This is a genomic window from Comamonas brasiliensis (assembly GCF_018292285.1).
Lineage (GTDB): Bacteria > Pseudomonadota > Gammaproteobacteria > Burkholderiales > Burkholderiaceae_C > Comamonas > Comamonas brasiliensis.
This window is the reverse complement of the sequence record NZ_JAANES010000001.1, coordinates 1,342,464-1,365,981: the sequence shown is the minus strand read 5'-3', so window position 1 is coordinate 1,365,981 and position 23,518 is coordinate 1,342,464. Positions and strand designations below refer to the sequence as shown.

General features: G+C 54.6%; 23 protein-coding genes. 9 read left to right on the top strand and 14 right to left on the bottom strand.

The features are described from left to right. Positions 1-17: 17 nt before the first annotated feature. On the bottom strand, positions 18-1,178 hold the full coding sequence (locus DJFAAGMI_RS06110) for a hypothetical protein (protein WP_211456346.1): 1,161 nt from the start codon (positions 1,176-1,178) through the stop codon (positions 18-20). A 353-nt stretch (positions 1,179-1,531) separates the two neighbouring features. On the opposite strand from DJFAAGMI_RS06110, the gene DJFAAGMI_RS06105 reads away from it, so the two are divergent. After that, entirely contained in the window at positions 1,532-2,521 is a 990-nt protein-coding gene (locus tag DJFAAGMI_RS06105) for a site-specific integrase (protein WP_211456754.1), read from the top strand. 451 nt (positions 2,522-2,972) lie between these two features. On the opposite strand, the gene DJFAAGMI_RS06100 is transcribed toward DJFAAGMI_RS06105, so the two are convergent. Beyond that, the gene (locus tag DJFAAGMI_RS06100; RefSeq protein ID WP_211456345.1) at positions 2,973-3,359 is read right to left on the bottom strand and encodes a type II toxin-antitoxin system VapC family toxin; all 387 of its coding nucleotides are present in this window, start codon (positions 3,357-3,359) and stop codon (positions 2,973-2,975) included. Next, positions 3,359-3,574: a type II toxin-antitoxin system VapB family antitoxin gene (locus DJFAAGMI_RS06095; protein WP_211456344.1), complete on the bottom strand. Its 216-nt coding sequence runs from the start codon at positions 3,572-3,574 to the stop codon at positions 3,359-3,361. Before DJFAAGMI_RS06095 ends, DJFAAGMI_RS06100 begins: the two co-directional genes overlap by 1 nt. Before the next feature lie 84 nt (positions 3,575-3,658). Here DJFAAGMI_RS06095 and DJFAAGMI_RS06090 point away from each other — a divergent pair, with 84 nt between their 5' ends. Continuing rightward, a complete protein-coding gene (locus DJFAAGMI_RS06090; protein ID WP_211456343.1) occupies positions 3,659-4,465 on the top strand; it encodes a SprT-like domain-containing protein in 807 nt (268 codons plus the stop codon). Positions 4,466-4,856: 391 nt separating this feature from the next. On the opposite strand, the gene DJFAAGMI_RS06085 is transcribed toward DJFAAGMI_RS06090, so the two are convergent. Continuing rightward, positions 4,857-5,750, bottom strand: coding sequence for a LysR family transcriptional regulator (locus DJFAAGMI_RS06085; protein WP_211456342.1), 894 nt, complete (start codon positions 5,748-5,750; stop codon positions 4,857-4,859). A 137-nt stretch (positions 5,751-5,887) separates the two neighbouring features. Here DJFAAGMI_RS06085 and DJFAAGMI_RS06080 point away from each other — a divergent pair, with 137 nt between their 5' ends. The 4 genes from DJFAAGMI_RS06080 (at position 5,888) to DJFAAGMI_RS06065 (ending at position 9,951) form a co-directional block, all read left to right on the top strand. After that, on the top strand, positions 5,888-7,000 hold the full coding sequence (locus DJFAAGMI_RS06080) for an alpha/beta hydrolase (protein ID WP_211456341.1): 1,113 nt from the start codon (positions 5,888-5,890) through the stop codon (positions 6,998-7,000). A gap of 82 nt (positions 7,001-7,082) precedes the next feature. Beyond that, positions 7,083-8,213, top strand: coding sequence for an MFS transporter (locus tag DJFAAGMI_RS06075; RefSeq protein ID WP_211456340.1), 1,131 nt, complete (start codon positions 7,083-7,085; stop codon positions 8,211-8,213). 234 nt (positions 8,214-8,447) lie between these two features. Beyond that, positions 8,448-8,771, top strand: a complete 324-nt coding sequence (locus DJFAAGMI_RS06070) for a DMT family transporter (RefSeq protein WP_211456753.1) — start codon at positions 8,448-8,450, stop codon at positions 8,769-8,771. 784 nt (positions 8,772-9,555) lie between these two features. Then, entirely contained in the window at positions 9,556-9,951 is a 396-nt protein-coding gene (locus tag DJFAAGMI_RS06065; RefSeq protein ID WP_211456339.1) for a YkvA family protein, read from the top strand. 474 nt (positions 9,952-10,425) lie between these two features. Here DJFAAGMI_RS06065 and DJFAAGMI_RS06060 read toward each other — a convergent pair whose 3' ends face one another. From DJFAAGMI_RS06060 to DJFAAGMI_RS06025, 9 genes are all read right to left on the bottom strand, one after another. Next, the gene (locus DJFAAGMI_RS06060; protein ID WP_211456338.1) at positions 10,426-10,977 is read right to left on the bottom strand and encodes a ferritin-like domain-containing protein; all 552 of its coding nucleotides are present in this window, start codon (positions 10,975-10,977) and stop codon (positions 10,426-10,428) included. A gap of 141 nt (positions 10,978-11,118) precedes the next feature. Beyond that, complete coding sequence (locus tag DJFAAGMI_RS25285; protein ID WP_249333848.1) at positions 11,119-11,502, bottom strand: four-helix bundle copper-binding protein; 384 nt, start codon at positions 11,500-11,502, stop codon at positions 11,119-11,121. Positions 11,503-11,536: 34 nt separating this feature from the next. Then, positions 11,537-12,376 carry an alpha/beta fold hydrolase gene (locus DJFAAGMI_RS06055; protein ID WP_211456337.1) on the bottom strand — a complete coding sequence of 280 codons (840 nt, stop codon included), beginning with the start codon at positions 12,374-12,376 and terminating at the stop codon, positions 11,537-11,539. Positions 12,377-12,418: 42 nt separating this feature from the next. Continuing rightward, the gene (locus tag DJFAAGMI_RS06050; protein WP_211456336.1) at positions 12,419-12,670 is read right to left on the bottom strand and encodes a hypothetical protein; all 252 of its coding nucleotides are present in this window, start codon (positions 12,668-12,670) and stop codon (positions 12,419-12,421) included. A gap of 541 nt (positions 12,671-13,211) precedes the next feature. Then, a complete protein-coding gene (locus tag DJFAAGMI_RS06045; RefSeq protein ID WP_211456335.1) occupies positions 13,212-13,397 on the bottom strand; it encodes a hypothetical protein in 186 nt (61 codons plus the stop codon). A gap of 453 nt (positions 13,398-13,850) precedes the next feature. Continuing rightward, positions 13,851-14,222 carry a hypothetical protein gene (locus tag DJFAAGMI_RS06040; protein ID WP_211456334.1) on the bottom strand — a complete coding sequence of 124 codons (372 nt, stop codon included), beginning with the start codon at positions 14,220-14,222 and terminating at the stop codon, positions 13,851-13,853. A 487-nt stretch (positions 14,223-14,709) separates the two neighbouring features. Then, positions 14,710-15,276 (bottom strand): hypothetical protein, encoded by a 567-nt coding sequence (locus tag DJFAAGMI_RS06035; protein ID WP_211456333.1) that lies wholly within the window; start codon positions 15,274-15,276, stop codon positions 14,710-14,712. A 215-nt stretch (positions 15,277-15,491) separates the two neighbouring features. After that, a complete protein-coding gene (locus DJFAAGMI_RS06030) occupies positions 15,492-15,755 on the bottom strand; it encodes a hypothetical protein (RefSeq protein WP_211456332.1) in 264 nt (87 codons plus the stop codon). Positions 15,756-16,210: 455 nt separating this feature from the next. Beyond that, the gene (locus tag DJFAAGMI_RS06025; RefSeq protein ID WP_211456331.1) at positions 16,211-16,576 is read right to left on the bottom strand and encodes a hypothetical protein; all 366 of its coding nucleotides are present in this window, start codon (positions 16,574-16,576) and stop codon (positions 16,211-16,213) included. Positions 16,577-17,080: 504 nt separating this feature from the next. Here DJFAAGMI_RS06025 and ligD point away from each other — a divergent pair. From ligD to ku, 3 genes are all read left to right on the top strand, one after another. Beyond that, positions 17,081-19,642 carry a DNA ligase D gene (gene ligD / locus DJFAAGMI_RS06020; RefSeq protein ID WP_211456330.1) on the top strand — a complete coding sequence of 854 codons (2,562 nt, stop codon included), beginning with the start codon at positions 17,081-17,083 and terminating at the stop codon, positions 19,640-19,642. A 135-nt stretch (positions 19,643-19,777) separates the two neighbouring features. Beyond that, on the top strand, positions 19,778-20,284 hold the full coding sequence (locus DJFAAGMI_RS06015) for a hypothetical protein (protein ID WP_211456329.1): 507 nt from the start codon (positions 19,778-19,780) through the stop codon (positions 20,282-20,284). Positions 20,285-20,748: 464 nt separating this feature from the next. Next, a complete protein-coding gene (ku, locus tag DJFAAGMI_RS06010) occupies positions 20,749-21,612 on the top strand; it encodes a non-homologous end joining protein Ku (protein ID WP_211456328.1) in 864 nt (287 codons plus the stop codon). A gap of 44 nt (positions 21,613-21,656) precedes the next feature. Here the strand turns inward: ku and DJFAAGMI_RS06005 are convergent, their stop codons facing one another. Continuing rightward, the gene (locus DJFAAGMI_RS06005) at positions 21,657-23,105 is read right to left on the bottom strand and encodes a sigma-54-dependent transcriptional regulator (protein WP_211456327.1); all 1,449 of its coding nucleotides are present in this window, start codon (positions 23,103-23,105) and stop codon (positions 21,657-21,659) included. Between the last annotated feature and the right edge of the window lie 413 nt (positions 23,106-23,518).

Genomic DNA, 23,518 nt, shown 5'->3' with positions numbered 1-23,518 from the left:
CTTCAGGGCTGCTCATGTCAAGACTTCGGAAACACAGGCTGGAGGTACTTGTTATAGATCAGGTCAGCCTGCTCTTGCCCGCGTGAGGGATGGTGGGACACATCAAGCCAGACTTGGATGACATCTGCACAAGAGACTCCTTCGCGTCTGACCGCTCCCCTGAAAGTCGAGACGGGCGTTGGCGCCTGTCGGAGATAGAAATCAGGTCGAATACCCGATGCTGCAAACGTCACTGCACGCCACAGCCCTTGGCCAAAAGCTATCGGGGCCAAGTTGGGTACATAGAGGTACGGGGTGACGCCAGAGACATGTCCAAACCTCAACAGATCTGCTGCAGCAAAAAGACCCAGGCATGTTGCACTGGGTTCTTCATGCAGCAATTTGCGTAACTGTGTATCTGCGGCTCCCGAGAGCAAGAACCGAGCTGGTATCTCCTTTTTGGGGGTATCCGTAGCCGCTCGCCATCGAAGGAATATTTCTGGGTGACGTATCAGCGTAATGAATTCAGCGGTGCCATCTAAGTAGCCCTCGGTTTTGAGCTGCTGGAGGAATCGAGTCGCACTCATGTGCGAGGTGCCAGCTGCATCAGCGAGTTGGCGTCCGGAGAGGTACCTGTCTCGAGGTGCGCTCAGAAGATGCTCAGGAAACAGTGGTGCGAGTAGAACTTTCAGGAGCCACTGGTTGAGATCAGAGAACAGATTCACAGATGTCGCAGACGAAGGTTTGGCCACCCCGCGGCGAACTTCGGGCACAGACGTCAACCCATCTAGGCCCAGGCCTCGAAAGAAACAACTACCATCAAGAGACACGACGCCGATTGCCGCATCAGGGACGAATTTTTCAGCGAAATCCTGGACGTTAGTAAAGAGCGCTTTAGTCGATTGATCGATCACCAGAAGTGCCAAGGGCCGTTCGTTATCGGCACGTTTTGCTGCAAACGTGCTGGCCTCGAGCACGGCTTGAGACAGGATGGGCAATAGCCTGTCGGCCCGACCGGGCGAAGGTTTTACCACTGCCAGGAATCGCGCCCCTTGGAAGGAAAAGCGCTGCAACTCACCTCTCCACCCCTCATAGTGGGGGGCGGATCTGATGGCTTCTGTCTGCACACCCTTCTTTTCAAGGAAAGGGCCGATGAAGTCGATACGGTTCTGAAGACTCAGCTTGAAGTTGTTGTGCACGCCCGCCCTCCTTCGTAGAACAAGATGCAAATCTAGCAAACATGGCCATGTTTTATAACTTGGCCATGTTTTTCTTCTCGCTCACTTTTTTGAGTCATCGGCAGAAACTGCTGTCGCATAAAATCTGCCTAGCGCACGGTGAGATGCTGCATTTTCTACCAAGAAGAGAGAGAGTGCAGTTCACGCATCCGACCTTCAATTTGGGGTCAATTTATTAATTTCGATAAATAAAGATTATCGAAACCTAAGTTTGCAAGCCATTGAAAACAAATAATTTATCTGGCGTTGAGTTGGTCGCTTTGGATGCCGCAGATGTGCAGCGCTTAGACCCTGACCTGCTGGCGGCGGTCACCATGCAGGCCGCCGACGATCTGATTCGCGAAGGCGAATCATCCAACACCTTGGCCAGCTATCGAGCGGCTTTGAGGTACTGGGCGGCCTGGTACCAATTGCGCTTTGGTCATCCTCTGTCACTGCCGCTGCCTGTCAACGTCGTGGTGCAGTTTGTGGTGGACCACGCTGCTCGCACCACCGCGGCCGGTTTACGGCATGAGTTGCCGGCCGAAATTGACCAGGTCCTGGTGCAGCACAAGATCAAAGGCAAGCCAGGCCCGATGAAGTTGACGACCTTGCTACACCGCCTTGCGGTGATTTCGAAAGCGCATCAACTACAAGAGCTGGACAACCCTTGCCAAGATGGCAAGGTCAAGGAGTTGGTGGCCCGGACGCGGCGAGCGTACGGCAAACGGGGTGACATCGCCGAGAAAAAGGACGCGCTGACCAAGGAGCCCCTACTCGCCATGCTCGAGACCTGCGATGACAGTCTGATCGGCCTGCGCGACCGCGCCCTCCTCCTTTTTGCCTGGTCAACCGGCGGACGCCGGCGCTCGGAGGTGGCCTCTGCATCCATGAAGTTTCTGAAGCGCGTCACGGGCGGCGCCTTTGTGTATACCCTGACGCACTCCAAATCGAACCAGGCGGCGAACGACCGTCCCGAGAATCGCAAGCCCATTCAAGGACCGGCCAGTGAGGCCCTGCAAAACTGGCTTGAAAAATCGGGGATCCGGGAGGGAGCAATTTTTCGGCGGATCCTCAAAAACGGCCGCCTCGGAGAGTCGCTCTCCCCTACTTCGGTTCGGAACATCGTCCGCCAGCGGGCACAGCTCGCCGGACTTTCGGACGATTTTTCTGCCCATTCACTGCGTTCAGGATTTGTGACGGAGGCTGCAAATCAGAATATTCCGCTGCCAGATACCATGGCTCTGACGGGACACCGTAGCGTTTCTAGTGTGCTGGGCTACTTTCGGGCGACAACCAACAGCAAGGCAGCAAACCTATTGTGAAGTGAGCGAGGGCGGCAGCTGGACTGTGTCTAAGAGGAAACTGAGCTTTAAAGTGCCCTCTCGGCTTTCTCGCACAAGTACACACGCTCGCCTTCAGCTTAAAAAGCGAGAGGCATCACGAATATTTGCTCCGCCCTTGCCAAGCTTATGCGTGGAGGTTGTTGTGGAGGTGAGCCTAATTTAGCGGCGGTTCCGCCCTGCCGCTGCGACCATTTTGCAGATTTGCACCTGGATGTTGACGGCGCTTTGTCAATGCTGCGGATTGAGGGGCAGCACTGTTGGTCTGGGTGCTGTATGCGCCAGTTCAGGAGGCAGTGCCTGGTGGCCTCTGCTTATCCGATGGGCAGACAGGGCTTTACCTGCGGCTGATCGATTCATTCTAGAAGCGCAGCTGAAACTAGCAACTGTGGTGATCTACGAAGGCTTCGTGGAGTGGTTGCGTCGGGGATTATCAATGTAAAGGCGGTAGATAGGCAACATTCAACTTCGTGGCCATCTCGGCGAGACGTCGATCCGCCGTCCAAAGCAAAGCCCCAGGTGTGATAAGCGTAGAGGCAAGCAACGAGAGGTCTACCAAGCCGCAGTCCTTGCCGAAAAGACTGTTCTTTTCCAGGAATTCCAAAGTCTCTGGAATTGATGCCTGCTGGCTCGGCCGCAGCATCGCCAAAGCCGCTAGCGTGTCGGCACGCGGTGCTGGCGGCGTGCCACAGGCCAGCTCTGCATGCACCATGGAATGCATCAGCACGCTGTCTTGCATAAGCAATTCCTGCAGGTGAGTGTCTGCCTCACGAAAATGTCTCACCCACACCGATGTATCGACTAGGACGGACACGTGCACTAGCGAGAGCCCTCAGCATCCGCCTCACTGCCACCGCGCGGCACATCGGGCATATTTGGCGCGGCACCGCCGAGCGCAGCCAAACGCTTACCTGCCTCGACACGCGTGAAGGTTTCCAGTGCCAGTCGTACCAGTTCCGGCACAGCGATACCGGGCGCAGCGACGGCACGTGCGCGGTTTACGACATCGTCATCGATCGTGAAAGTCGATCTCATGGCTACTCTTTAAACATCAAATATGATGTATTTTCGCATCAAATTTGATGTTTGTGAATTGAATTTGTATTGCACAATACAAATATGCAATCTAAGTCTACCGAGCCCGACCTCGCGCATACACGTCGCCTGGCCCCAACCCAGGAAACCTACAACGAGCTGCAGATGGCCTACGACCATTTCAACGAGCGGCTTTTCGAAGGGCAACTTCCAAGCTGCTTGATCACCTTGCAGCGGGAAAAGCGGACTTTGGGGTATTTCTCGGCCGCCCGCTTTGCCTCGGTAGACGGCTCAACGACCGACGAGATTGCATTGAACCCGACCTACTTTGCTGTGCTCCCCATCATCGAAACACTCCAGACCCAAGTCCATGAAATGACACACTTGTGGCAGCACCATTTCGGCAAGCCGGGCCGCGGCCGATATCACAACGAGGAATGGGCACGGAAGATGGAAAGCATTGGGCTCATGCCCTCTTCCACCGGGCAACCTGGTGGTGCGCGAACCGGTGATTGCATGGCAGACTACGCCGTCGAGGGGGGGCGCTTCCTAGCTGCATGTCAGGAGCTGCTGACTGCAAAGTTCAAGCTCAGCTGGTACGACCGATTTCCTTCTGCAGATCATGTTCTCGTCGGCCAAGCTAGTATGGCCAATCATATTCAAGGGGTCGAGGGTACCAAATCGCCGATGGCCAGCATCCCTGCCCTTGCCGAAGTTGTGAAACCAACTGGCCAAGTATTTACGGATGATGCGGGGATGTTGACAGCACCAGCAAATAAGTCGAATCGAGTGAAATATACCTGCCGAGGATGCAAAGATAAGATTTCTGTCTGGGGGAAACCTGGTCTTAAGTTGATTTGTGGCGAGTGCCAACAGAGCTTTGCCGCATGAATCACAATGTGATAACAAGTAGCCTCAAGCTCTGCTTCGCCTGCGCGCAGCTACTCTCCGGCAGGCGATCCCCCATTAGACAGTTGCTCTAGTTGGAGCCGGTGTCTGATGAAATCTATGCTGCCACGGATGACTTGGCACCACTATGCAGGAGCTGGTGCTAATTGACCATCATTCCGATGCGAGATGACCGGCCTGCTGGTACTGACCACCGGCAGCAATCGACCCGTTGCAGTCGTTCGTCGGCCATCGTCTTATGTCTGCTTTGCAGCGATTGCTGCAGCTCATGTCCGCAGGGCGGACTACCGGTGGCAGCCGCATAGTTGCCCTTCGGAGCACGAAGGCAGTCGATGCCTAAACGGCTACCCTTTCGACAGTGCCGCACCAACAGTCACCCCCGATGCCTGACAGCCTCGACGAACGCCGAAAACGCCGGCGAAGCCTGCCGCCTATTCGGATAGTAGAGATGGAACCCTTGAAATGTTGGACACCACGAGTGCAGCACACGCTTCAATCGGCCATCCGCGATGTATGGCGCAGCCAATTGCTCGGGAACGTAACCCAGCCCCAGCCCATCCAGGCTGCTGTTGAGCACATGCATGATGCTGTTGAAGACCAGTTGGCCATCACCCTTCACCGTGAAAATCTTGCCATCCTTCTCAAACTCCCAAGCGTAAATGGAGCCCGAAGGCCTATGCCTGATATTCACGCAACTGTGGCGAGTCAAGTCATAGGGCGTTTTCGGTGGCGGGTGGCGTTCGAAGTACGCGGGCGAGCCTACGACGGCTAGGCTCCAATCGGGACCGATGCGTACAGCAATCATGTCCTTGCTAACAGCCTCTCCCATCCGGACACCGGCATCAAACCGTTCTTCGACCACGTTGGTGAACCCGTAGTCAACGAACAGTTCCAGCTTGATGTCTGGGTAGGTATTCAAGAACTCCGCGAGTAGTGGCCTCAAGCACAGCTCAATGATGTCGTCCGTGCAGGTGATGCGGATGGTTCCCGCTGGCTTGTCGCGCAGTTCGCCAAGAGCCTCCACCTCTGCGGCAATCTGCTCAAACAGTGGAGCTATGGAGCGCATCAGCCGGTCACCAGCCTCCGTCGTTGAAACATTGCGGGTCGTGCGTGCAAGCAAGCGTATGCCCAACCGTTCTTCCAACGCCTTCATCGAATGGCTGAGTGCAGAGGGCGTGACACCCAACTTGGCTGCTGCTTTGGTGAAGCTCTGGTCGCGTGCGACAGCGAGGAATGCTTGCAGGTCATCAGTTCTGGCAGATTTCATTGCTGAGTAAAACTCACAAGTACATCAAGATTGCACCATCTTATCGAAACCTCCAGTAGACGCGACCATTCAAGGCACGGGCAGCTCAGCGTTTTAGCTGATGCCTTCTGAACCTGCATCTCTATCTGGAGTACCGAATGACCAAGCCAGCAATAACGGTCCCTGACCAATCCATCGTGAACGAACGCCGCGACTTCCTGAAGACCGCCGGCCTCGGCATCGCAGCCCTGAGCAGTTTGTCCCTTGCCGGGCCAGTCGCGGCACAAGCAGCAGCACCGACTGCATCCGAAGGCGCTGACAACTTCTACAAAAGCAACCGCGTTGTTATTGAGAAAGTCCGGTTCAAGAACCAGTACAGCATGCAGATGGTCGGCAACTTGGTGTCGCCTAAGGACCGCAAGCCTGGGCAGAAGTCGCCCGCCATCATCTTGGGCCACCCGATGGGCGCAGTGAAGGAGCAAAGCTCCATGCTCTATGCGCAGAAGCTCGCTGAACAAGGCTTCGCAACCCTCGCCATCGACCTGCCGTACTGGGGCGAAAGCGAGGGACTGCCGCGAAACCTGGTAGCCCCTGACACGTACGCCGAGGCCTTCAGCGCTGCGGCAGATTTCCTTGGCACTCGCGCCAACATCGACCGCAACCGCATCGGTGTGCTAGGTATCTGCGGCAGCGGAGGTTTTGCCATCAGCGCGGCCAAGCTGGACCCACGGCTAAAGGCCATCGCTACGGTCAGCATGTACGACATGGGTGCGGTGACGCGAAATGGCCTGAACCAATCGCAGAATCTTGAGCAGCGCAAAGCTTTGCTTGCCAAGGCTGCGGGCCAGCGAGCTGCCGAGTTCGATAGCGGCAAGGGCATCTTCCTGAACTACCTCCCATTGCAATTGCCTTCGGATGCTGACCCCGTCACTCGCGAGTTCTGGGAGTTCTACCGCACATCTCGTGGCATTGTCATACCCGAAGGCCGCACGCTAGAGCTAACGCAGAACCGTATGCTGACCAGCGAAGTTCGCTTCATGAACTTCTACCCGTTTAACGACCTGGAGCTGATTGCGCCACGTCCGCTCTTGTTCATCACCGGCGACCAGGCCCATTCCCGGGAGTTCAGCGAGGACGCCTACCGCAAAGCCACCGGTCCCAAGGAGCTGTTTTGGGTGCCAGGCGCCGGACACGTGGACCTCTATGACCGTTCAAACCTGATTCCCTGGCAAAAACTGACCTCGTTCTTTAATCAATACCTGGCGGCTTAAAGCAGTGAACCCTCAAGTCACAGTCGACGAGAGTCGTGAGCGCGTTGCCGAAGGTACTGCGCATTGGGGAGGTGTCTTTGCGATGACGCTCTGCGTCTTTGCTTTGATTGCTTCGGAGTTCATGCCGGTCAGCCTGCTGACGCCCATGGCCGCGGACTTCCATGTCAGCGAAGGTTGGGCGGGCTACGGCATTGCTATCTCTGGCGCTTTTGCAGTGATGACCAGTCTGTCCATCTCAAGGCTTTCCGGAACGCTGGACCGGAAGGTCTTGCTGCTAGGTCTAACCGGCCTTATGAGCTTGTCTGGTCTATTGGTGGGCTTGGCCCCCAACTACACCATCTACATGGTGGGGCGTGCCTTAATTGGAGTCGTGGTCGGCGGCTTTTGGTCCCTGTCCGCTGCGGTCGCTATGCGACTAGTCCCTACCCATCAAGTGACTCGTGCTCTGGCCATCTTCAATGGCGGAAATGCACTTGCCACCGTGGTGGCCGCGCCCTTGGGAAGCTACCTGGGGAGCGTTATCGGGTGGCGCGGCGCATTCTTGTGCCTCGTGCCCGTCGCGCTCATTGCACTGGCGTGGCAATGGGTGAGCTTGCCGTCTATGCGGAACGCAACGCGTGCATCGAGTTCAGGTCATGTCTTTCGCCTGCTGGGTAATCCGCTAGTTGGGTTTGGAATGGCAGCTGCCGGAATGTTTTTCATGGGGCAGTTCATGTTGTACACCTATCTCAGACCATTCTTAGAGGGGGTCACGCGAGTGGACGTGGCAACTCTGTCTATGATTCTGCTGGCCATCGGTATCGCCGGATTCGTTGGCACATCTGTTGTAAGTACGTTCCTGAAGATGGGGATGTACCGCACGCTGGTGACTATTCCGTTGCTGATGGCTGCCATCGGCATTGCGCTCGCCCTGTTCGGTGACTCATTGGTCATTACTGCTGTGCTGCTGTGCGTATGGGGGCTCATTGCAACGGCAGCACCGGTGGGCTGGTGGCTGTGGTTATCTCGGTCACTGCCCGGCGATGCCGAGGCCGGCGGGGGGCTGATGGTTGCCGTAATTCAGCTCTGCATCGCGCTGGGCTCTACGCTAGGTGGCGTTCTATTCGACGCTAGAGGGTATCGCATCACCTTTGAGGCCAGTGCCGCACTGCTGCTGATTGCGGCTGCCCTGACACTGCTGACCTCGCGCCGTGGCAGATTCGTTGTTCCCTAGTTCTTTCTAGAGCGAACGTCAGCTTGTGGCCGCAGTACGCAATCGACATGCCCCTAACGGACTCTCACTGTTGGCATCGAATCAGTCAGTGACTGCTTCGGGGGCATGAGCGAAATGGTGCTCTCGGCCAAAAGCAGTCATACACAATCGGGTCCATCTATCCGGTTATTCAGGACATTCGCATGAGGCATGCGAGAACTTGTTGTGTAAAGTTGTGCGCTTTAGGAGCACATGTTGGGGTGGATCTATCTGGTTTTAGCGGGTCTATGTGAAATCTTCTATGCAGCAGCGATGCCAAGGACAGATGGATTTACGAAACTTGGGCCTAGCGCTTTTTGTGCCGCATTCATTGTGATGAGCATGTATTTGCTCTCCCTTGCAACAAGAACCATTCCCGTGGGTACGGCGTACGCTGTCTGGGTTGGAATTGGGGCCGTGGGTACCGCCATCTATGGCGTCTTGATGCTCGGTGAAGACCGGAGCCTTGGGCGAATCGTTTGCTTTTCACTGATCCTGGCTGGGATTGTCGGTCTGAAGTTCTTATCAGCCGAGAAATGATCCAGCACGCGAACTTGCGTCATAACGAAGGTCGACAATGGGTCGTTAACATCGGTTCGCCTCAGGTAAATGCAGTCACCCGAAATTCGCGACTGTCCAGTCTCTGCTTTGAGGTTTGGCGCGGACATCCGTGGAAGTCGAGCTCCAATGACTGCTTTGTGCATTAGCAGTCATTGACATCTTTGAGCTGAGTGACCGCAGACAGCCTGGACCTGCCGTTCGCGGCCACGTAGAGATCCAATGCCGACGTCTGGCGTCGCCATCAATCTTCGTCGTCATCCTCACGCCAGCCTCGATGATGGTGTCTGTGCCACCTGTCCCAACGTCGGCCGTCCTCCTGCCAGCGCCATCCCGGAACCGCTTCCGGCGGCGGCGCGACTATCACGGGTCTAGGGGCGTAGACTGGCCGTGGAACGTATTGAACAGCCGGTGGTCCGTATTGAACAGGCGGTGCCGCGTAATAAGGCGCAGCAACGTAGGGAGCCGGAGCACCGTAGCCTATACCCAGGTAGACCTCTGCATGACCAGGTGCCGCAGCCATTGCAAGTGCAGCAAGCAGCGAGAGTGACGTGTAGTTCATCAAGTGACTTTCAAGGCAATGGCGCTCGCCATGCTTGGTCTCTTTAACGAGGGGAATTTGGGAACGTTGACCAAGCATTTGTAACTTGATGCGCGTAGATGCTTCGTACTTTTCCAACTGCCAAAAATTGCATCGGCGGCTATCGGAACATGCGTGGCCGTCATCGATAAGGAGCGAAAATTCTGACCTGTCCTCGGAATTTCTATGAATCTCAATGGCAACTTAAAGGCTTGGGCAAAGCGGATCAAGCGCGATGGCGTGACACTCTGGTTCGCCGGAAAGCACCCCGACACGCCTTGGCATGCTAAAGCACTGGGGCTTCTTGTCGTGGCTTATGCGCTCAGCCCGATTGATCTGATTCCTGATTTCATCCCGGTTCTTGGATATGTGGACGATATCCTCTTGCTTCCGGCGCTGATTTGGCTGACTGTCAAGCTGCTACCCGAATCAGTTCTTGCTGAATGCCGTGTTCAGGCCGATGCGTGGATGGCCGAAAAAGGGTCGAAGCCAAGCAGTCGCGCGGGGGCGATCATGATCATCGTGTTGTGGGTCGCCATGGGGATCGCGGCATGGTTCTGGTTGAATCCTCACTCGTTCTGAGACGGTCGCCTACCGGCCAAGACCTGCCGTTCACGGCTACCTACCGAACGACAGCTTCTGGCCGAACTCAGCCGGTCATGACCAGCAACCTGGTCAAGCCACAGGAGGTCAATCCAACTGGTATACGCAACGAGACTACCAACGCACATAGCGCTCGAAATTCGCGCTGCGGGATGATGCTTATCCGCCATGATTCGGATACCTGCCCTGCGCCAGACGCTCAAGGCCAACTCCATAGGTCAGCTTTGTGGTGCAGCGCTCGCAAGTAACGATGCTCAGCTGCCGCCAGGAGCGACGGCATTTGGGCGACACCATCCATCGAGCTCTACGGCTTTATGACTGTGGCTGTCAGCAGTCATTCGATGAAAAGGATTCGATGCACCGCAAAAGCCTCAGTCACTGTGTTAGCTAGCTGCTGATTGCCCTTGAGGCCAAGACAGGCAGTTCAGCAGGCTGCGCGAATACCTCGATCTGTTATTTGTGCATCCAATCGGATAGCTCGTCAGCATGTTCCTGCTCCTGTTCGAGGATTTGCTCAATCAGACGGCGGGTGGTGGGATCTTTATCTCCGATCAAGGCAATCATCTGTGTGTAGGCCTCGATAGCGACACGTTCAGCAACAAGGTTCGCCCGAATCATTGCATGCAGATCGAGCTGCGCATCGTAGTCTGAGTGACTGCGGTCAACAAGCGATGCGGGATTGAAGTCAGGCTCGCCACCTAGCTGAACAATGCGCGCAGCTATTCGATCGGCATGGGTCTGCTCCTCGTTAGCGTGCACGAGAAATTCATCTGCAATAGCTGGTGAGGACAGTCCGGTAGCCGTGAAGTGGTGGCGCCTGTAGCGGAGAACGCAGACCAGCTCGGTAGCCAGCGAGTCATTTAGCAGCCGAATGATGTCCTCGCGCCACGGACTCTCTTCTTCAACGACTGCTCCATCGTCCAAGCTACGCTTGGCTCTTTCTAGTGCTTCGGTATCAATCTTCAACTGCGCGTGAGCGTTTGTCTTTTGTGCAATTTGGGTCATACTTGGGCCTCAAAGTTATGCGGAAACAGAAAAAGACTGCCAGATCCAGCTCGTGGATGGCCAGCCGCGTAAGTTCAAAGTAGATTGCATCGCCACACATGTCTGTGAGACAAGTTCGTATATGTCTCGGTGAAGTGCAATTCAATGTTTAAGGCGCTCCTCGCCTTGCCCGACAGAGGTTGGACTCATTCCTTCTTCACTCATGGCTACGCAAGCCGCAGCACACTTTCTGCAAGCAAGCGCGCAGGTTTGACAGTGCTGATGAGTGTGCCGCTCACATTCATTGGCACATGCCAGACAAATCTCGGCGCAAAGACGACAGATCCGCTTGGCCATCTCACTGTTGCGTGCCATGGACGATGCTGCAAGACGGCACATCGCTGCGCAGTCTGTATCGAGCATGATGCAGCGAGTCATCATCTGCACATCACTTTCTTTGAGACATGCAGCGAAGCATGAGTCACAAGCGACAGCACAAGCGTTGCATTCATCAATGCAGGACAGATAGGGGTTGGTTGAGGTCAAAGCGGACTCCTTTCAAGGCATCAAGGAATGAGGCTCAGTGAGCCGCTATGAAATCAATCAGTGCCCGGTTGAACTCCTCGCCATGCGAGAGGTTGCAGCCGTGCGGACCATTCTTGATGATGTGTATTTCACTGCCTTTCACTGCATCATGGGTTCTCGCCCCGCTGACCTCCAGAGGAACAATGCGGTCACTGTCACCATGAATGATGAGAGTGGGCACATCAATTCTCTTCAGGTCATCCCGAAAGTCAGTGCGCGAGAAAGACGCTATGCAGTCATGGGTTCCCTTCGGCGAGGCAAATGCCGCAATCGTCTTGGCATACTCGCGCTGTGCTTCACTGACCAGCAAGGTTCCATCCGACTTCGAGAAGAACTTTTGTGTGAACTCGTCGAGAAAATTCAGACGGTCTTTGAGGACCGCCTGCTCCTTCTTCACAACCTCCTCTTCAGAGACAGCTCCCTGCGGATTCGATTCGCACTTGAGCAGAAACGGAGGGACAGCTGCTGCGAACACCGCACACCGGATAGAGGCTGTGCCGTAGGCACCGATGTAGCGAGCAACTTCACCGCCGCCCATGGAGAAGCCCACCAAGCAGACGTTCTTTAGTGCGAGTTCCGTGATTAGCGCATTGAGGTCGCTGGCCAGCGAGTCGTAGTCATAACCATCCCAAGGCTGAGAAGAGCCGCCAAAGCCGCGCCGGTCATAGGTAATGACTCTGAATCCGGCATCCACCAGATCGGCAACCTGAGGCTCCCAGGTACGCCCACTGAGCGGCCAGCCATGAATGAGCACAACGGGCGGACCATCACCAAAGTCTTGATAGTGCAGTTGCACTGGCTTGGATTTGGATTGGGAAATTTCTATATATGGCATAAGATCTCCTGCGTAGTTACGGCGATAAAAGAACGCTGCGGGCTAGGTCGTTCTTCGGCCAGCCAGGGGACGGCCATCACTGGCCCTGGCATCTGTATCAACCAGACCTTTCTTGAGGTCCTTGTGGGCTTGCTTCATCTCTGGGTGGGCATTGACTCTGGTTGCATGCAATGACTGATCCCGCTCGTGTGGCAACTGGGACTCGTTGCCAGGTGCCCTCGCATCGCTCTTCTTTGCGAGATTCACCTTGGCTTCGTCAGGGCTGGCCACCGTAAAACGGTCTTTTGGCTTCATAAGCGCCTCCTTTCGAAAGCTCAGTCTGGTGCACTGACAAACGCTGCCGTGTAGTCCATAGGACAAGACACGTTCGGAGCTGTTAATGAAGTGTCGAGATACTGGTGTCCGGCTCCAGAATTCCGGACCCATATGCTCGAAGTCACTTGCCAGGACAAAACATCGGATGCCACCGCAGGGTGGGCAAATGCCGTGCCGACCTCTCCAAGAAGAGAGTTTCTATCCTCACTTAGAGCGAGTAAGAGGAAGTAGCCTCAGGTCACATTTCAAATTGCCAGCTCCGGGCTCGGACTATTGACAGTTGACGCCCGTTGCCCACGAACAGAAAGGGGCCCGAGCCGTCTACAACAAGGCTGACTAACGGTAGCAGCGCAAAGAGATGCAGCATGTATGGGCTGACATGATCGACTCATGGACGACAGCCTGTTAGAAGTTTTGGCAGCCAGGAGTACACGCTGCCCTCTTTTGGCCGATCGACGCTCGGCGCAAGTGAAAGCTGCTCCGGCTGACAGCGCCTGAACTCGAACGCCCATGGCTATTGCTAGGACTTCGACTTGGCCCTGCCCGAGCCCGACTTTTTCCCGCCACCGGACTCCTTGTTGACCGTGGCCCAAGCGATCTCCTGGGCTTTTTTCTCGCTCACTCCACGGTTCTCATAACTCTCTTCAATATGCGCCGCTTGGCGTTTTTGCTTGTCCGTGTACTTGGACTTATCTCCTTGGGCCATCGCAGTTCTCCTTTAGGGCTGAGGCACCGGCTCCGGTGGAAGCTTCACTGGTGGAACTTCCTGAGGTGGATCAATGGGTTTGGGCTTCGATGGAACGCCTGGAGGTTGATCGGGATCCTCGACCGGAGGGACAATCGGAGTATCGGGGGCTGCATCATGGAATATATTCACGGTCTACCTCCTTGATCTTCATCGCTGCATCAGCCCTGAAGCGGTGCAACTGCTCGCAAACGGCAATCAATATGTCCAGGACAAATGAAAAGCCCGTGCCACCCACCATTGGAGCGAGAGCCTCAGTCCACGCTATCGATCTCAGACAAATGCAGTTCGACAGCGATCGACTGCGGATGAAAAAGCAAAAATAAAAAACTGGCGCCTGTATTCATACTGGATCGCCTGGAAACACAGCGTTGCAATTCCAAGCCGCACGAATCTGCCCAACTCCTTCATTTTCTATCGAACCTTGTTCGTTCTTACACTTACCCATTGATCCTGCCGGGTGGCTGGCAAAGCGCCAAGAATGTGGAATGTGTGCTCTTCAATGGCCTGAATCACGATACTTCCATCGCGATGTAGATAGACTCGCACCCGCACATTCGGCTCCAGATCTATGAAAGCGACGTCTGAGTCCAATCCCTTCCACCCATGCTCTATGCAAAGTCTTTTCATGCGCAACTCTTGAATGAGTTCCTCGCCAGCCCCAACTTCTAGGTTGACCTGCACCCATAAACTCATAATCAAGTCATGAGCATCCTGCTGGCTATGACAAGGCTGCGCGGCTTCGATTTTTCCAAGCCAGCTATGCAGTCTTGAGTCAAAAGACACGGGCTCACCTGAACTATGCATTTATTTCCCCTTTGCAAAAGCATATCGTGAATCGATGTTTTTTGCCAAGGCACCTTTATCAGATCATATTAATGATGCAATTTGAAAGAGCAGCATACTAAGTTGAAATCATTTATTGGGGCCCAAAGGAGCCTGGGTTGGATCTCTGGGCCGCACTGGATCTGCTGGCGCCGGCGAAGGTTCGGTTGTACGGGGCGGTTCATCCATCCGCTGCGTCATCGGTGGCCTAGTCTCGGATTCCGATTTGGGAACTCTGTTATCACAGGCAGAGGTAGCCGCCATGGCGCTGAAAAGCGTCACCAATAAGAGAATTTTCATTAAAGCCCCTTCCTTGGGTTACACATCTTCCCTGCAATTAGTGTCTATAGATATAGTGAGACTAGCCTTTAAACGCTGTCAATGGCATCCGATGCAACCAGGAAAGCAGATAGGGAAAATCTGCCTTCCTTATCACATCAGCAAGAAACTATTGACCAAACCGCTTCTTAGCATCTGCGATGCAGGTATCCTTTGCATCACCTGTCATCGATTCACAGCGTGCTTTTGCGGAGTTATAGTCGGCCTCACGAACCTTTTCGCTGCCATCCTTTCTGGTATTGGCTACATCAGATGATGTGGCAGACGGACTGTTTCTAACTTCTGAGACCTTTGCCGACTCAAGTGCTCTTGTATGGGAGGCCTTTGCATCCTTCTTGCATACATCTTTTGCATTCCCGGAAAAGTCATCGCACTTTTCTTTGGCTACTTCATACTCTGAATCAGCCTTGGCCTTGGCAACGGCATACTGATTTCTTTCACTAGGCTCCGCCTTATATTTCAGCTCGGCTGACGAAACTTTTTCTTTTCCTTTGGCCTGCTCTTCACAGATGTCTTTGGCATTTCCACTCAGAGATTTGCATTGCTCCTTGGCCGCCTTGTATTCTGAACTGATACGATCTTTTTCAGCGGAGTGCTCTGCCGGTGTCAGCGCAAACACCGACGCAGATAAGGTACAAGCAGTGCAGAGAATAGCCAACTTGGAATTGATTGTCATAACAGTTCTCATTTCATTTGGTTGTCATGGTTCTTTGAGCATGGGCGATATGCCTCTCTCAGCAGATTTCTTGAGGCTAGGCGACACGCCTTTGTCAAATGACTTTTTGGGCACCCGTTACATCCACATAAGAGGTATTAGTTGCCCGTCGTTCACAGCGAATAACTGAAACAAAGGTTTTTCAAGGCATTTTTTCGTGCCTGTCCGACCATTTGTTAATGCTGCTGCTGATCCTTTTTAGGATCGCTCTTCGCCTCGTGTCCGGCTTGCTTGTGCCCGCCGCTGTCCGGATTATGGCTTTTCGCTCCGCCCTGTTGTTGCTGTTGATCCTTCTTGGGATCGCTCTTGGCGTCCTGCCCGGCCTGCTTGTGTGCACCGCTTGCAGGATTATGGTTTTGCGCACTGCCCTGCTGCTGCTCATTAGGCTTCGAGGTGCTGTCGTGCTTCTTCGTGGTATCGCTGTGGCTCTGCTGTACCATGATTATCTCCTTAAGGTATACCGCAAAAACATCGGCCTTAAAGCTGAAGCATCATTCATGCCAGGATTTCTCACAGAGAACGTAGCCAGGCCTTGAATATTTTTCTCCTGTTTATCGGAAAATTCTGCCGTAGAAATTTCTGGATGAAGAAGAATCTTCCACGATAAAATAAATAGCCCATGGTCAACCCTTAAAACTCATAACAGGCTAAAAGGTTTGCATGCCCATTTTTGGGGATTATTCCAGCATAAAACATCTGATATTTTTCATGTGAAGTTTCGCTAGCGAAATGGATCAAATTCCGCCGCACCTGAGGACGAGCAGAATCTGGCACACTACTGTTCATTCGTCCACTCATACGCCCATAGAATTGGGCATATCTACCTGCATCTAAGAACACGCCTCGACACCGCTATTGAATGCCTATTTGATCGAATGATCAAACGGTATCGAAATCAATCTATACCATCACACTCAACGTCGCATTTGACGCCGCCATCCGGACTCTCCTTCCTCGGCTGCGGCGGGCAATCTTTGCGCTCGAGCTTGCCAGAATTCGTGGCTGGCGAAGAGGTATCTCTGTTGATTTTCGCACCGGATTTGCCTTGGTCGTAACGACAGTCGAGCACGTCACTGCTCGGACCAGCGGGAGAACTTGGCTTGTCCCGGTCTACGCCTTCTGGTGTTTTATCGACAATAGCGCCATGCGAAGGCCCACCAGGGTCAGCCACCGTCGGCTCAGTCGGCCCTTTCGACTGTGTCTGTGCAAATGCAGATGTGACGAAAAGGGAGATTGCGAAGGAATGGAGGATTTTTTTCACGAAAGTCTCCTGAGTGGACATGTCGCACTGGCAATTCTCATGCCTGCGGGATTAACCCCTGGCCCTGCTCTTACAAGCTTGCAATACATCGATTTCCGTTTGCCCGACAATGACGATAATTCGCTCAAGTCAGCAGCTACTTCGTCGATTTCTCAAGCTCACATTGCTTTGCCCACTGACTTATGCTCAGCAGTGAAAAATCTGAGGAGCCGAGAATGATCTCACGCTCGCTTCACGTCAATATCGGCCCAATTGCCCAGAGACTTTGCCTGATTTCAGCGACTGTGAGCCCCGTTGATACGCCGCATTTCATTGGAATGATGCTCATCAAATAGAAGCTAAATGCTCTCAGAGCCAGATATTTTCAAATCAGGGGAAAACGTCTCACAAGCAGAACACATGAGCACCTTCGTCGGCGAGAAATGATCCTCGGTATCGTAGTGAAACGTTAACTGCATATTGGCGTCGGCCAGCATCGCTGAATGCGGCGGCTAAAAGTGCTCCATGAAAAACAATGAAAAGCGCAAACCAAGCCCCATTGCACCGAAATCCGCACCGTCCCTGTCCGAGAAGCCCCTGGACCCGCTCCACTCCTATCGGCAAAAGCGGGACTTCACCCAAACGCCCGAGCCATCGGGTCGAGGCGAAACCGGCACCGCGGGTCTCCAGTACGTTATCCAGAAGCACTGGGCCAGTCACTTGCACTATGACCTGCGACTGGAGCTTGACGGAGCCATGAAGAGCTGGGCCGTACCCAAGGGCCCAAGCTATGACCCTGCGGACAAACGCATGGCGGTCCAGGTCGAAGACCATCCCATCGCGTACAACCGCTTTGAAGGACAGATCCCCTCCGGACAATATGGTGCGGGCAAGGTCATCGTCTGGGACAAAGGCTGGTGGCAGCCACACGGAGATCCTGGCCAAGGCTATCGAGACGGCAAGCTCAAATTCACGCTGCACGGTCACAAGCTGCAAGGGCAATGGACTTTGGTGCGCATGCGGGGTCGCTCCGGTGAAAAGCAGCCGACTTGGCTGCTGATCAAGGAACAGGATGATTTAGCACGCCCTGCCTCCGTGTTTAAGCTTGTCGATGCCATGCCGGACAGCGTACTGACCCTGCCACCCATCGATGCGCCCCGACCGCAGGCGCGATCCTCTCAAAGCTTGCAGCCGAAAGCAGCGCCGCTCCCCTTGCGACTTGCGCCTCAGTTGGCCACGCTCGCCGAGACGCCTCCTCATGATCTCTCCGAGTGGCAGTGGGAACTCAAGTTCGACGGCTACCGCATGCTGACTCGCATCCATGCGGGCTCCGTGCGCCTATTTACCCGCAACGGCATTGACTGGACTGACAGAATGCCCGCGCTGACTGCAGCGCTAGCCAACCTGCCTGTCAAGTCGGCCTGGCTGGATGGAGAAGTCCTGATGCTCGACAGCCGCGGTCACCCGGACTTTCAAGCATTGCAAAATGCCTTCGACGGCCATGCAACCCAGGACTTGGTTTACTACCTGTTCGATCTTCCATACATCGACGGGCAGGACTTGCGACCGCTTTCCCTTCTCGAGCGAAAGCAGATGCTCAGCAGCCTGATCGACACAGCAGCCACCCCCAACATTCGGTTCAGCCAGGCATTCGACGCCGCCCCGCAGGACCTGGTCGCTTCGGCCTGCGAGCTGGGCTTCGAAGGGATCGTGGGAAAGCGCAAAACCTCCGCCTACGCATCCCGACGGACTTCCGACTGGATCAAGCTCAAGTGCAGCCGCCGGCAGGAGTTCGTTATCGGCGGCTATACCGATCCGCAAGGCCATCGGCAGGGACTTGGCTCCCTGCTGCTGGGTGTGCATGGCGACGACGGCCGACTTCGCTATGCAGGAAACGTAGGCACCGGATTCACCGATCGTTCACTAAGTGAACTGCGAGAAAGACTGGTACGCCTGGCCAGTGCCAGCAGTCCCTTCGCCAAGGGTCAGGCCACGCCTCGCAATGCTCATTGGGTGCAGCCCCGTCTGCTGGCCGAGGTCTCATTTGCCGAATGGACCCAGTCCGGAAAGCTGCGCCACCCGGTCTTTCACGGCCTCCGGGACGACAAGCCCGCCACGGCCATAACGCGCGAACAACTTGAGCCTCTATCTTCTATGACCAAGAACGCCGCCTCCAACCACAAGCTGCCATCCGGTCTGAAAGTGACCAGCCCAGAGCGCATCATCGACCCCTCCACCGGAGTCACCAAGCTGGATCTGGTGCGTTACTACGCGCTGGTCGCACCTTTGATGATGGAGCATTTGAAGCATCGTCCCGTGGCTCTGCTGCGCGCACCGGACGGAGTGAATGGCGAACGATTCTTCCAGAAGCACCTGGAGCGTGCAGAAATAGACGGCATCGAAGCACTGGAACCCGGCCTGGACAAAGGCCACGCCCCGCTGCTGGAAGTCGCCCGTGCACAGGGACTTCTGGCCGGTGCACAGATGAACGTCATCGAATATCACAGCTGGAACGCCCGAAAAGACCGCATTTTGCGCCCCGACCGTATGACGTTCGACCTGGATCCTGGTGAAGGGGTGGCCTGGGAGCATGTCCTGGAAGCAGCCCAGCTGGTCCAGGTATTCCTGCAGGAGCTGGGCCTGGCTGCCTTCCTCAAAACCAGTGGCGGCAAGGGCCTGCATGTGGTCACACCCATCAAGCGCCTGCACGACTGGGACACCGTCAAGGGCTTTTCACGCGCCGTGGTCCAGCATCTGGCTAGCACCATCCCCCAGCGTTTTGTGGCCAAAAGCGGACCCCGCAACCGCGTGGGAAAAATCTTTGTGGACTATCTGCGCAATGGCTTCGGCGCGACCACGGCCTGCGCCTGGACGGCACGCGCGCGGCCCGGAATGGGAATTTCCGTGCCTGTGGCCTGGAGCGAGCTAGACCGACTCAAAAGCGGCTCCCACTGGAGTCTGCAGACGGTAGAGCAGCGGCTTCGCACCGGCAACAGCCCCTGGGCCGACTACCCGGCCTCGGCGGTCAGCATCACCACGGCCATGAAACGGCTGGAGTACTCGCCCACGGCTTCGCACAAAACCTAGGCAGCGTAACCTGAGCCGATCAGGGGGATGCTCCACGCGTTCGTCGGACGGCCGCATGCAGGCCCATGACTGTTGTCGACGCCCAGTCTTAGACTCTGGGTCGCGTTTTACGTCCTTCACCCCAGGAGATCGCACATGGCCCATGCTCGAGCCGGCAGCAAGCAAGCACTGTGGGGATTGGCTGTGCTTCGAGAGGCTCTGATGGCGGGAAGCTTTGCCAGCGTCCTCTCCGCATTCGCGCTGGCCTGGGCCGGGCATAGCGAAGTTCGCAGCGCAGTCGCTCCATTGAACGCCGTCAGTCACTGGCGCTGGGGCCGCCCCGCGTTTCATCAGCGCGAATTTTCGGTGCGCCACACCTTGCTCGGCTACTGCATCCATCATTGCGCTTCGATCTGGTGGGCTGCCGTCCATGCAGCGGCAATGATGCACCACCCCCGCTCGCAACAGCCTGCCCAGGTGGTGGCCGGTGCCCTGACCACCAGTGTCGTCGCCTGTTTGGTGGACTTCAAATGCACGCCCGAACGTCTCAAACCCGGCTTCGAGCACCACCTCTCACGCCCCCAGTTAGGTGGCGTATACCTCGCGTTCGCCGCAGGTCTTGCCCTCGGAGCCATGCTGGCACGCAGCGGCAAGACTCCCTAAGGAATCGACTCCTATGCCAAAGCGACTCAGTCTGCCGACCCAAACCCGAAGTGATTGCCAGACCTGTGCGATGCAGACGACGCCCCCGACGTCTACGTTTTGTCCTGTGATGGCCCGGCCGTTTGCCACCGCCGTGGACCAAGGTCCAGATCTTCAATTAAGGCTTGCAAGGCAAGCAAACCATCGGCCATGGCCGACCGATAGCCAAGCACTGCTGTACTCGCGCGCTGTATCTCGCGTCAGCGGTTCTGACTCAGCTCGCTCGGTACGCAAAGGAAACGTCCCCTGCTAGGTTCCCGGACATGCACCGCGATTTCCCTGAGCCTGCTATTCATGGCTTCAGCATAGGCCATTTAAGGACCGACAGTTCCCCTGGGCCTACCAGGCTGCGACGGCTGAACCTACAAACGCCAGGCGCATTGACGCAGAGACTGTAGTCATATAGCCACGATGGAGGTTCAGGCATGGCAAGTGCACGTCGCACACTCTGGAAAGGGGCTATCAGCTTTGGCCTGGTGCATATTCCCATCGCGCTTCATACCGCAACTACCGAGCAAGGCATTGATTTTGACTGGCTGGACAAACGCACCATGGATCCGGTGGGATACAAGCGCGTGAACAAGCGTACAGGCAAGGAAATTAGCAAGGACGATATCGTCAAGGCCGTCGAGTACAAGGACGGCAAATACGTCGTCGTCGACGCACAAGAGATCGAAGCAGTGTTTCCAAAGACCACCCAGACCATAGAGATCGAGCGCTTCGTCAATGCCTCGGAACTGCCTTTCATCTATCTCGAGCGGCCATACTTCATTGCACCGATCAATAAGAGCGACAAGGTCTACGCGCTGCTGCGCGAGGCCCTCCTCGCCACAGGGAAGATCGGTCTGGCCAAGGTCGTCATTGCCACCAAACAGCATCTGGCCGCTCTGGTGCCCTCGGGTTCGGCCTTGATACTGAATCTTCTGCGCTGGGGAGATGAAGTCAGGACATTGGATGGCTTGGAATTGCCTGCCGCAGGTAAGAAAAGCCTGAGCGCCTCAGAACTCAAGATGGCCAAGCAACTGGTCGACGAGATGACAGGAGCCTGGAATCCGCAGGATTTCAAGGATGAATTCCGTCAGCAGATCATGAGCTTGGTGCAGAAAAAGGCCAAGGCTGGCAAGGCTAAAACCGTAGTCAAGCCCCAGGAGCAGGCTCTCGAGAGCGCCAAGGTGATCGACCTGACTGCCTTGCTTAAAAGCAGTCTGCGTCCGCGCATTCAGCCATCCCAAGCAAAGAAATCCGAGCCTCGAAAAGTGCAGCCTAAAACCAGAGCCAAAGCCAGCTGATTCCTCAAGGCCCCAGAAAAACAAGCCTGAGGCTACTCTGCCGCTTACCGCAATTGTGTTGAAAACGATCCATTGTCTCCGCTACTTTCGTACTCTTTGATTCTGTTATACAGCGTTTTCAAACTGATCCCCAAGATGGCCGCTGCCTTTTCCTTGTGGAAATTGCATTCCTTCAAAGTGGCCTCGATGAGCATACGCTCTGCCTCACCCACGGACAATCCTACCGACATCTGAATGGACGAAGCACCATCATTATCGCAAGCTTCGTCAAGACACGCCCCGGTATTCATGGCCACTTCTGAGCCATCTGTAGATAAATGGAATTCCCTGCCTTCAGCCTCCTCAGGCACCGGAAGCCATTCACAACCGATGCAATCCCCTTCTTCCATGACATAAGCCCGTTGAATGGAATTTCTCAGTTCACGAACATTTCCCGGCCAGGAGTATCTAGAAAGTCTTCGCAACGCTTCCTGCGAAAAAAACTTTCTTTTTCCCTCCTGGTCGCAGATAGCATTGAGAAAATAATCGGCTAGTTCCGGGACATCCTCCAGACGTTCCCGTAGTGGAGGAAGCTCGATCGGAAACACATTTAGACGGTAAAGAAGATCTTCTCTTAACTTGCCGTCCAATACAGCCTGGTGAAGACAGCGATTGGAGGCGGCAATGATACGGACGTCAGCGTCCTTCGTCGTAGTGGAGCCGACGCGCGAGAACTGGCCCGTTTCCAGAACCCGCAGGAGTTTAACTTGCAACTCCAGAGGCATTTCTGTCACCTCGTCCAGAAACAACGTGCCGCCCTCGGCTCTTTCAAAAAAACCTTGATGCTGCTTCTCGGCGCCGGTAAAACTCCCTTTTTCATGACCGAACACCTCGCTTTCGATCAGATTCGGCGATATGGCGCCACAGTTCACGGCAAGGAAAGCAGCATCTTTTCTCTTGCTGAGATTGTGCAAGGTCTGCGCAACTACCTCTTTCCCAGACCCACTCTCTCCCGTAATGAATACCGACACGCTAGTTTGAGCAACACGAATAACCTGTTTATAGACATCCTGCATGGCCGCAGACCCACCAATAATGCCTTGAACCCTGTCAAACTGGCCGTCAATTTCAACCGTATTGCTTGACCCTAACGACTTCTTCAATAACTCATCGACCTTGTTCACCTCAACCGGCTTGATAAGATAATCTATAGCCCCAAGCCTCAAGGCATCTATTGCAGTGTCGATGCTGGCATATCCGGTCATTAATACCACATCCGCATCTTTGCAGAGATCTTTATCCGCAATAACTTCCGTGCCATTTCCATCTGGCAGTCTAAGATCCAGAAAGATAAGCTTGGCTGCTTGCAATGCAAGCTGACGCCTAGCATCTATCAACGAATGCGCTGTTGCTATGGAGGTCGAGATATTGGCATCTTTTGCAAGGCAAAAGATTAATTCTTTCAGTGATGCAGCAGAATCAAAGCAATCATCAACGATAAGAATATGATTCATCAAAATCTCTGTTGGTTATGTTATATAGGTACTCAGCATTTTTAATCGCCAAATAATTCTCCCTTGACAAGGGCCAAAACTATCTTACACCGAAATATAATTAGAGAACCTAGATATTTAAGACAAAATGTATCTTTAATATCTTTTCATTTCTATGATTTGGAAAATCACCTGCATAAAATTCTACCAAGAAAAATTATCGATAGAAAAAATAGTTTTTACTGATGAATAAACTTATACATGCTTCGACTCCGATCAGCATGTAGCAAGTCCATGCTTTCATTCTCGATACGATCCTTCTTAGCTTGTCAAAATCCGCATACGTAAAACATCAGGAAATTCTGGAAATAACAACTTCGCGGTCTTCTTTCAAAGTGAGTTGTGAAAACCAAGTACCTAGTCTTGCAAGCACA

What these genes read in the sequence shown, in the direction of transcription:
- DJFAAGMI_RS06085 (WP_211456342.1), bottom strand. Translation starts at nt 5,750, where the DNA reads ATGAAATCTGCCAGAACTGATGACCTGCAAGCATTCCTCGCTGTCGCA.
- DJFAAGMI_RS06030 (WP_211456332.1), bottom strand. Translation starts at nt 15,755, where the DNA reads ATGGTACAGCAGAGCCACAGCGATACCACGAAGAAGCACGACAGCACC.
- DJFAAGMI_RS06075 (WP_211456340.1), top strand. Translation starts at nt 7,083, where the DNA reads ATGACGCTCTGCGTCTTTGCTTTGATTGCTTCGGAGTTCATGCCGGTC.
- DJFAAGMI_RS06055 (WP_211456337.1), bottom strand. Translation starts at nt 12,376, where the DNA reads ATGCCATATATAGAAATTTCCCAATCCAAATCCAAGCCAGTGCAACTG.
- DJFAAGMI_RS06105 (WP_211456754.1), top strand. Translation starts at nt 1,532, where the DNA reads ATGCAGGCCGCCGACGATCTGATTCGCGAAGGCGAATCATCCAACACC.
- DJFAAGMI_RS06095 (WP_211456344.1), bottom strand. Translation starts at nt 3,574, where the DNA reads ATGAGATCGACTTTCACGATCGATGACGATGTCGTAAACCGCGCACGT.
- DJFAAGMI_RS06035 (WP_211456333.1), bottom strand. Translation starts at nt 15,276, where the DNA reads ATGACAATCAATTCCAAGTTGGCTATTCTCTGCACTGCTTGTACCTTA.
- DJFAAGMI_RS06015 (WP_211456329.1), top strand. Translation starts at nt 19,778, where the DNA reads ATGGCCCATGCTCGAGCCGGCAGCAAGCAAGCACTGTGGGGATTGGCT.
- DJFAAGMI_RS06065 (WP_211456339.1), top strand. Translation starts at nt 9,556, where the DNA reads ATGAATCTCAATGGCAACTTAAAGGCTTGGGCAAAGCGGATCAAGCGC.
- DJFAAGMI_RS06005 (WP_211456327.1), bottom strand. Translation starts at nt 23,105, where the DNA reads ATGAATCATATTCTTATCGTTGATGATTGCTTTGATTCTGCTGCATCA.
- DJFAAGMI_RS06060 (WP_211456338.1), bottom strand. Translation starts at nt 10,977, where the DNA reads ATGACCCAAATTGCACAAAAGACAAACGCTCACGCGCAGTTGAAGATT.
- DJFAAGMI_RS06050 (WP_211456336.1), bottom strand. Translation starts at nt 12,670, where the DNA reads ATGAAGCCAAAAGACCGTTTTACGGTGGCCAGCCCTGACGAAGCCAAG.
- ku (WP_211456328.1), top strand. Translation starts at nt 20,749, where the DNA reads ATGGCAAGTGCACGTCGCACACTCTGGAAAGGGGCTATCAGCTTTGGC.
- ligD (WP_211456330.1), top strand. Translation starts at nt 17,081, where the DNA reads ATGAAAAACAATGAAAAGCGCAAACCAAGCCCCATTGCACCGAAATCC.
- DJFAAGMI_RS06090 (WP_211456343.1), top strand. Translation starts at nt 3,659, where the DNA reads ATGCAATCTAAGTCTACCGAGCCCGACCTCGCGCATACACGTCGCCTG.
- DJFAAGMI_RS06045 (WP_211456335.1), bottom strand. Translation starts at nt 13,397, where the DNA reads ATGGCCCAAGGAGATAAGTCCAAGTACACGGACAAGCAAAAACGCCAA.
- DJFAAGMI_RS06080 (WP_211456341.1), top strand. Translation starts at nt 5,888, where the DNA reads ATGACCAAGCCAGCAATAACGGTCCCTGACCAATCCATCGTGAACGAA.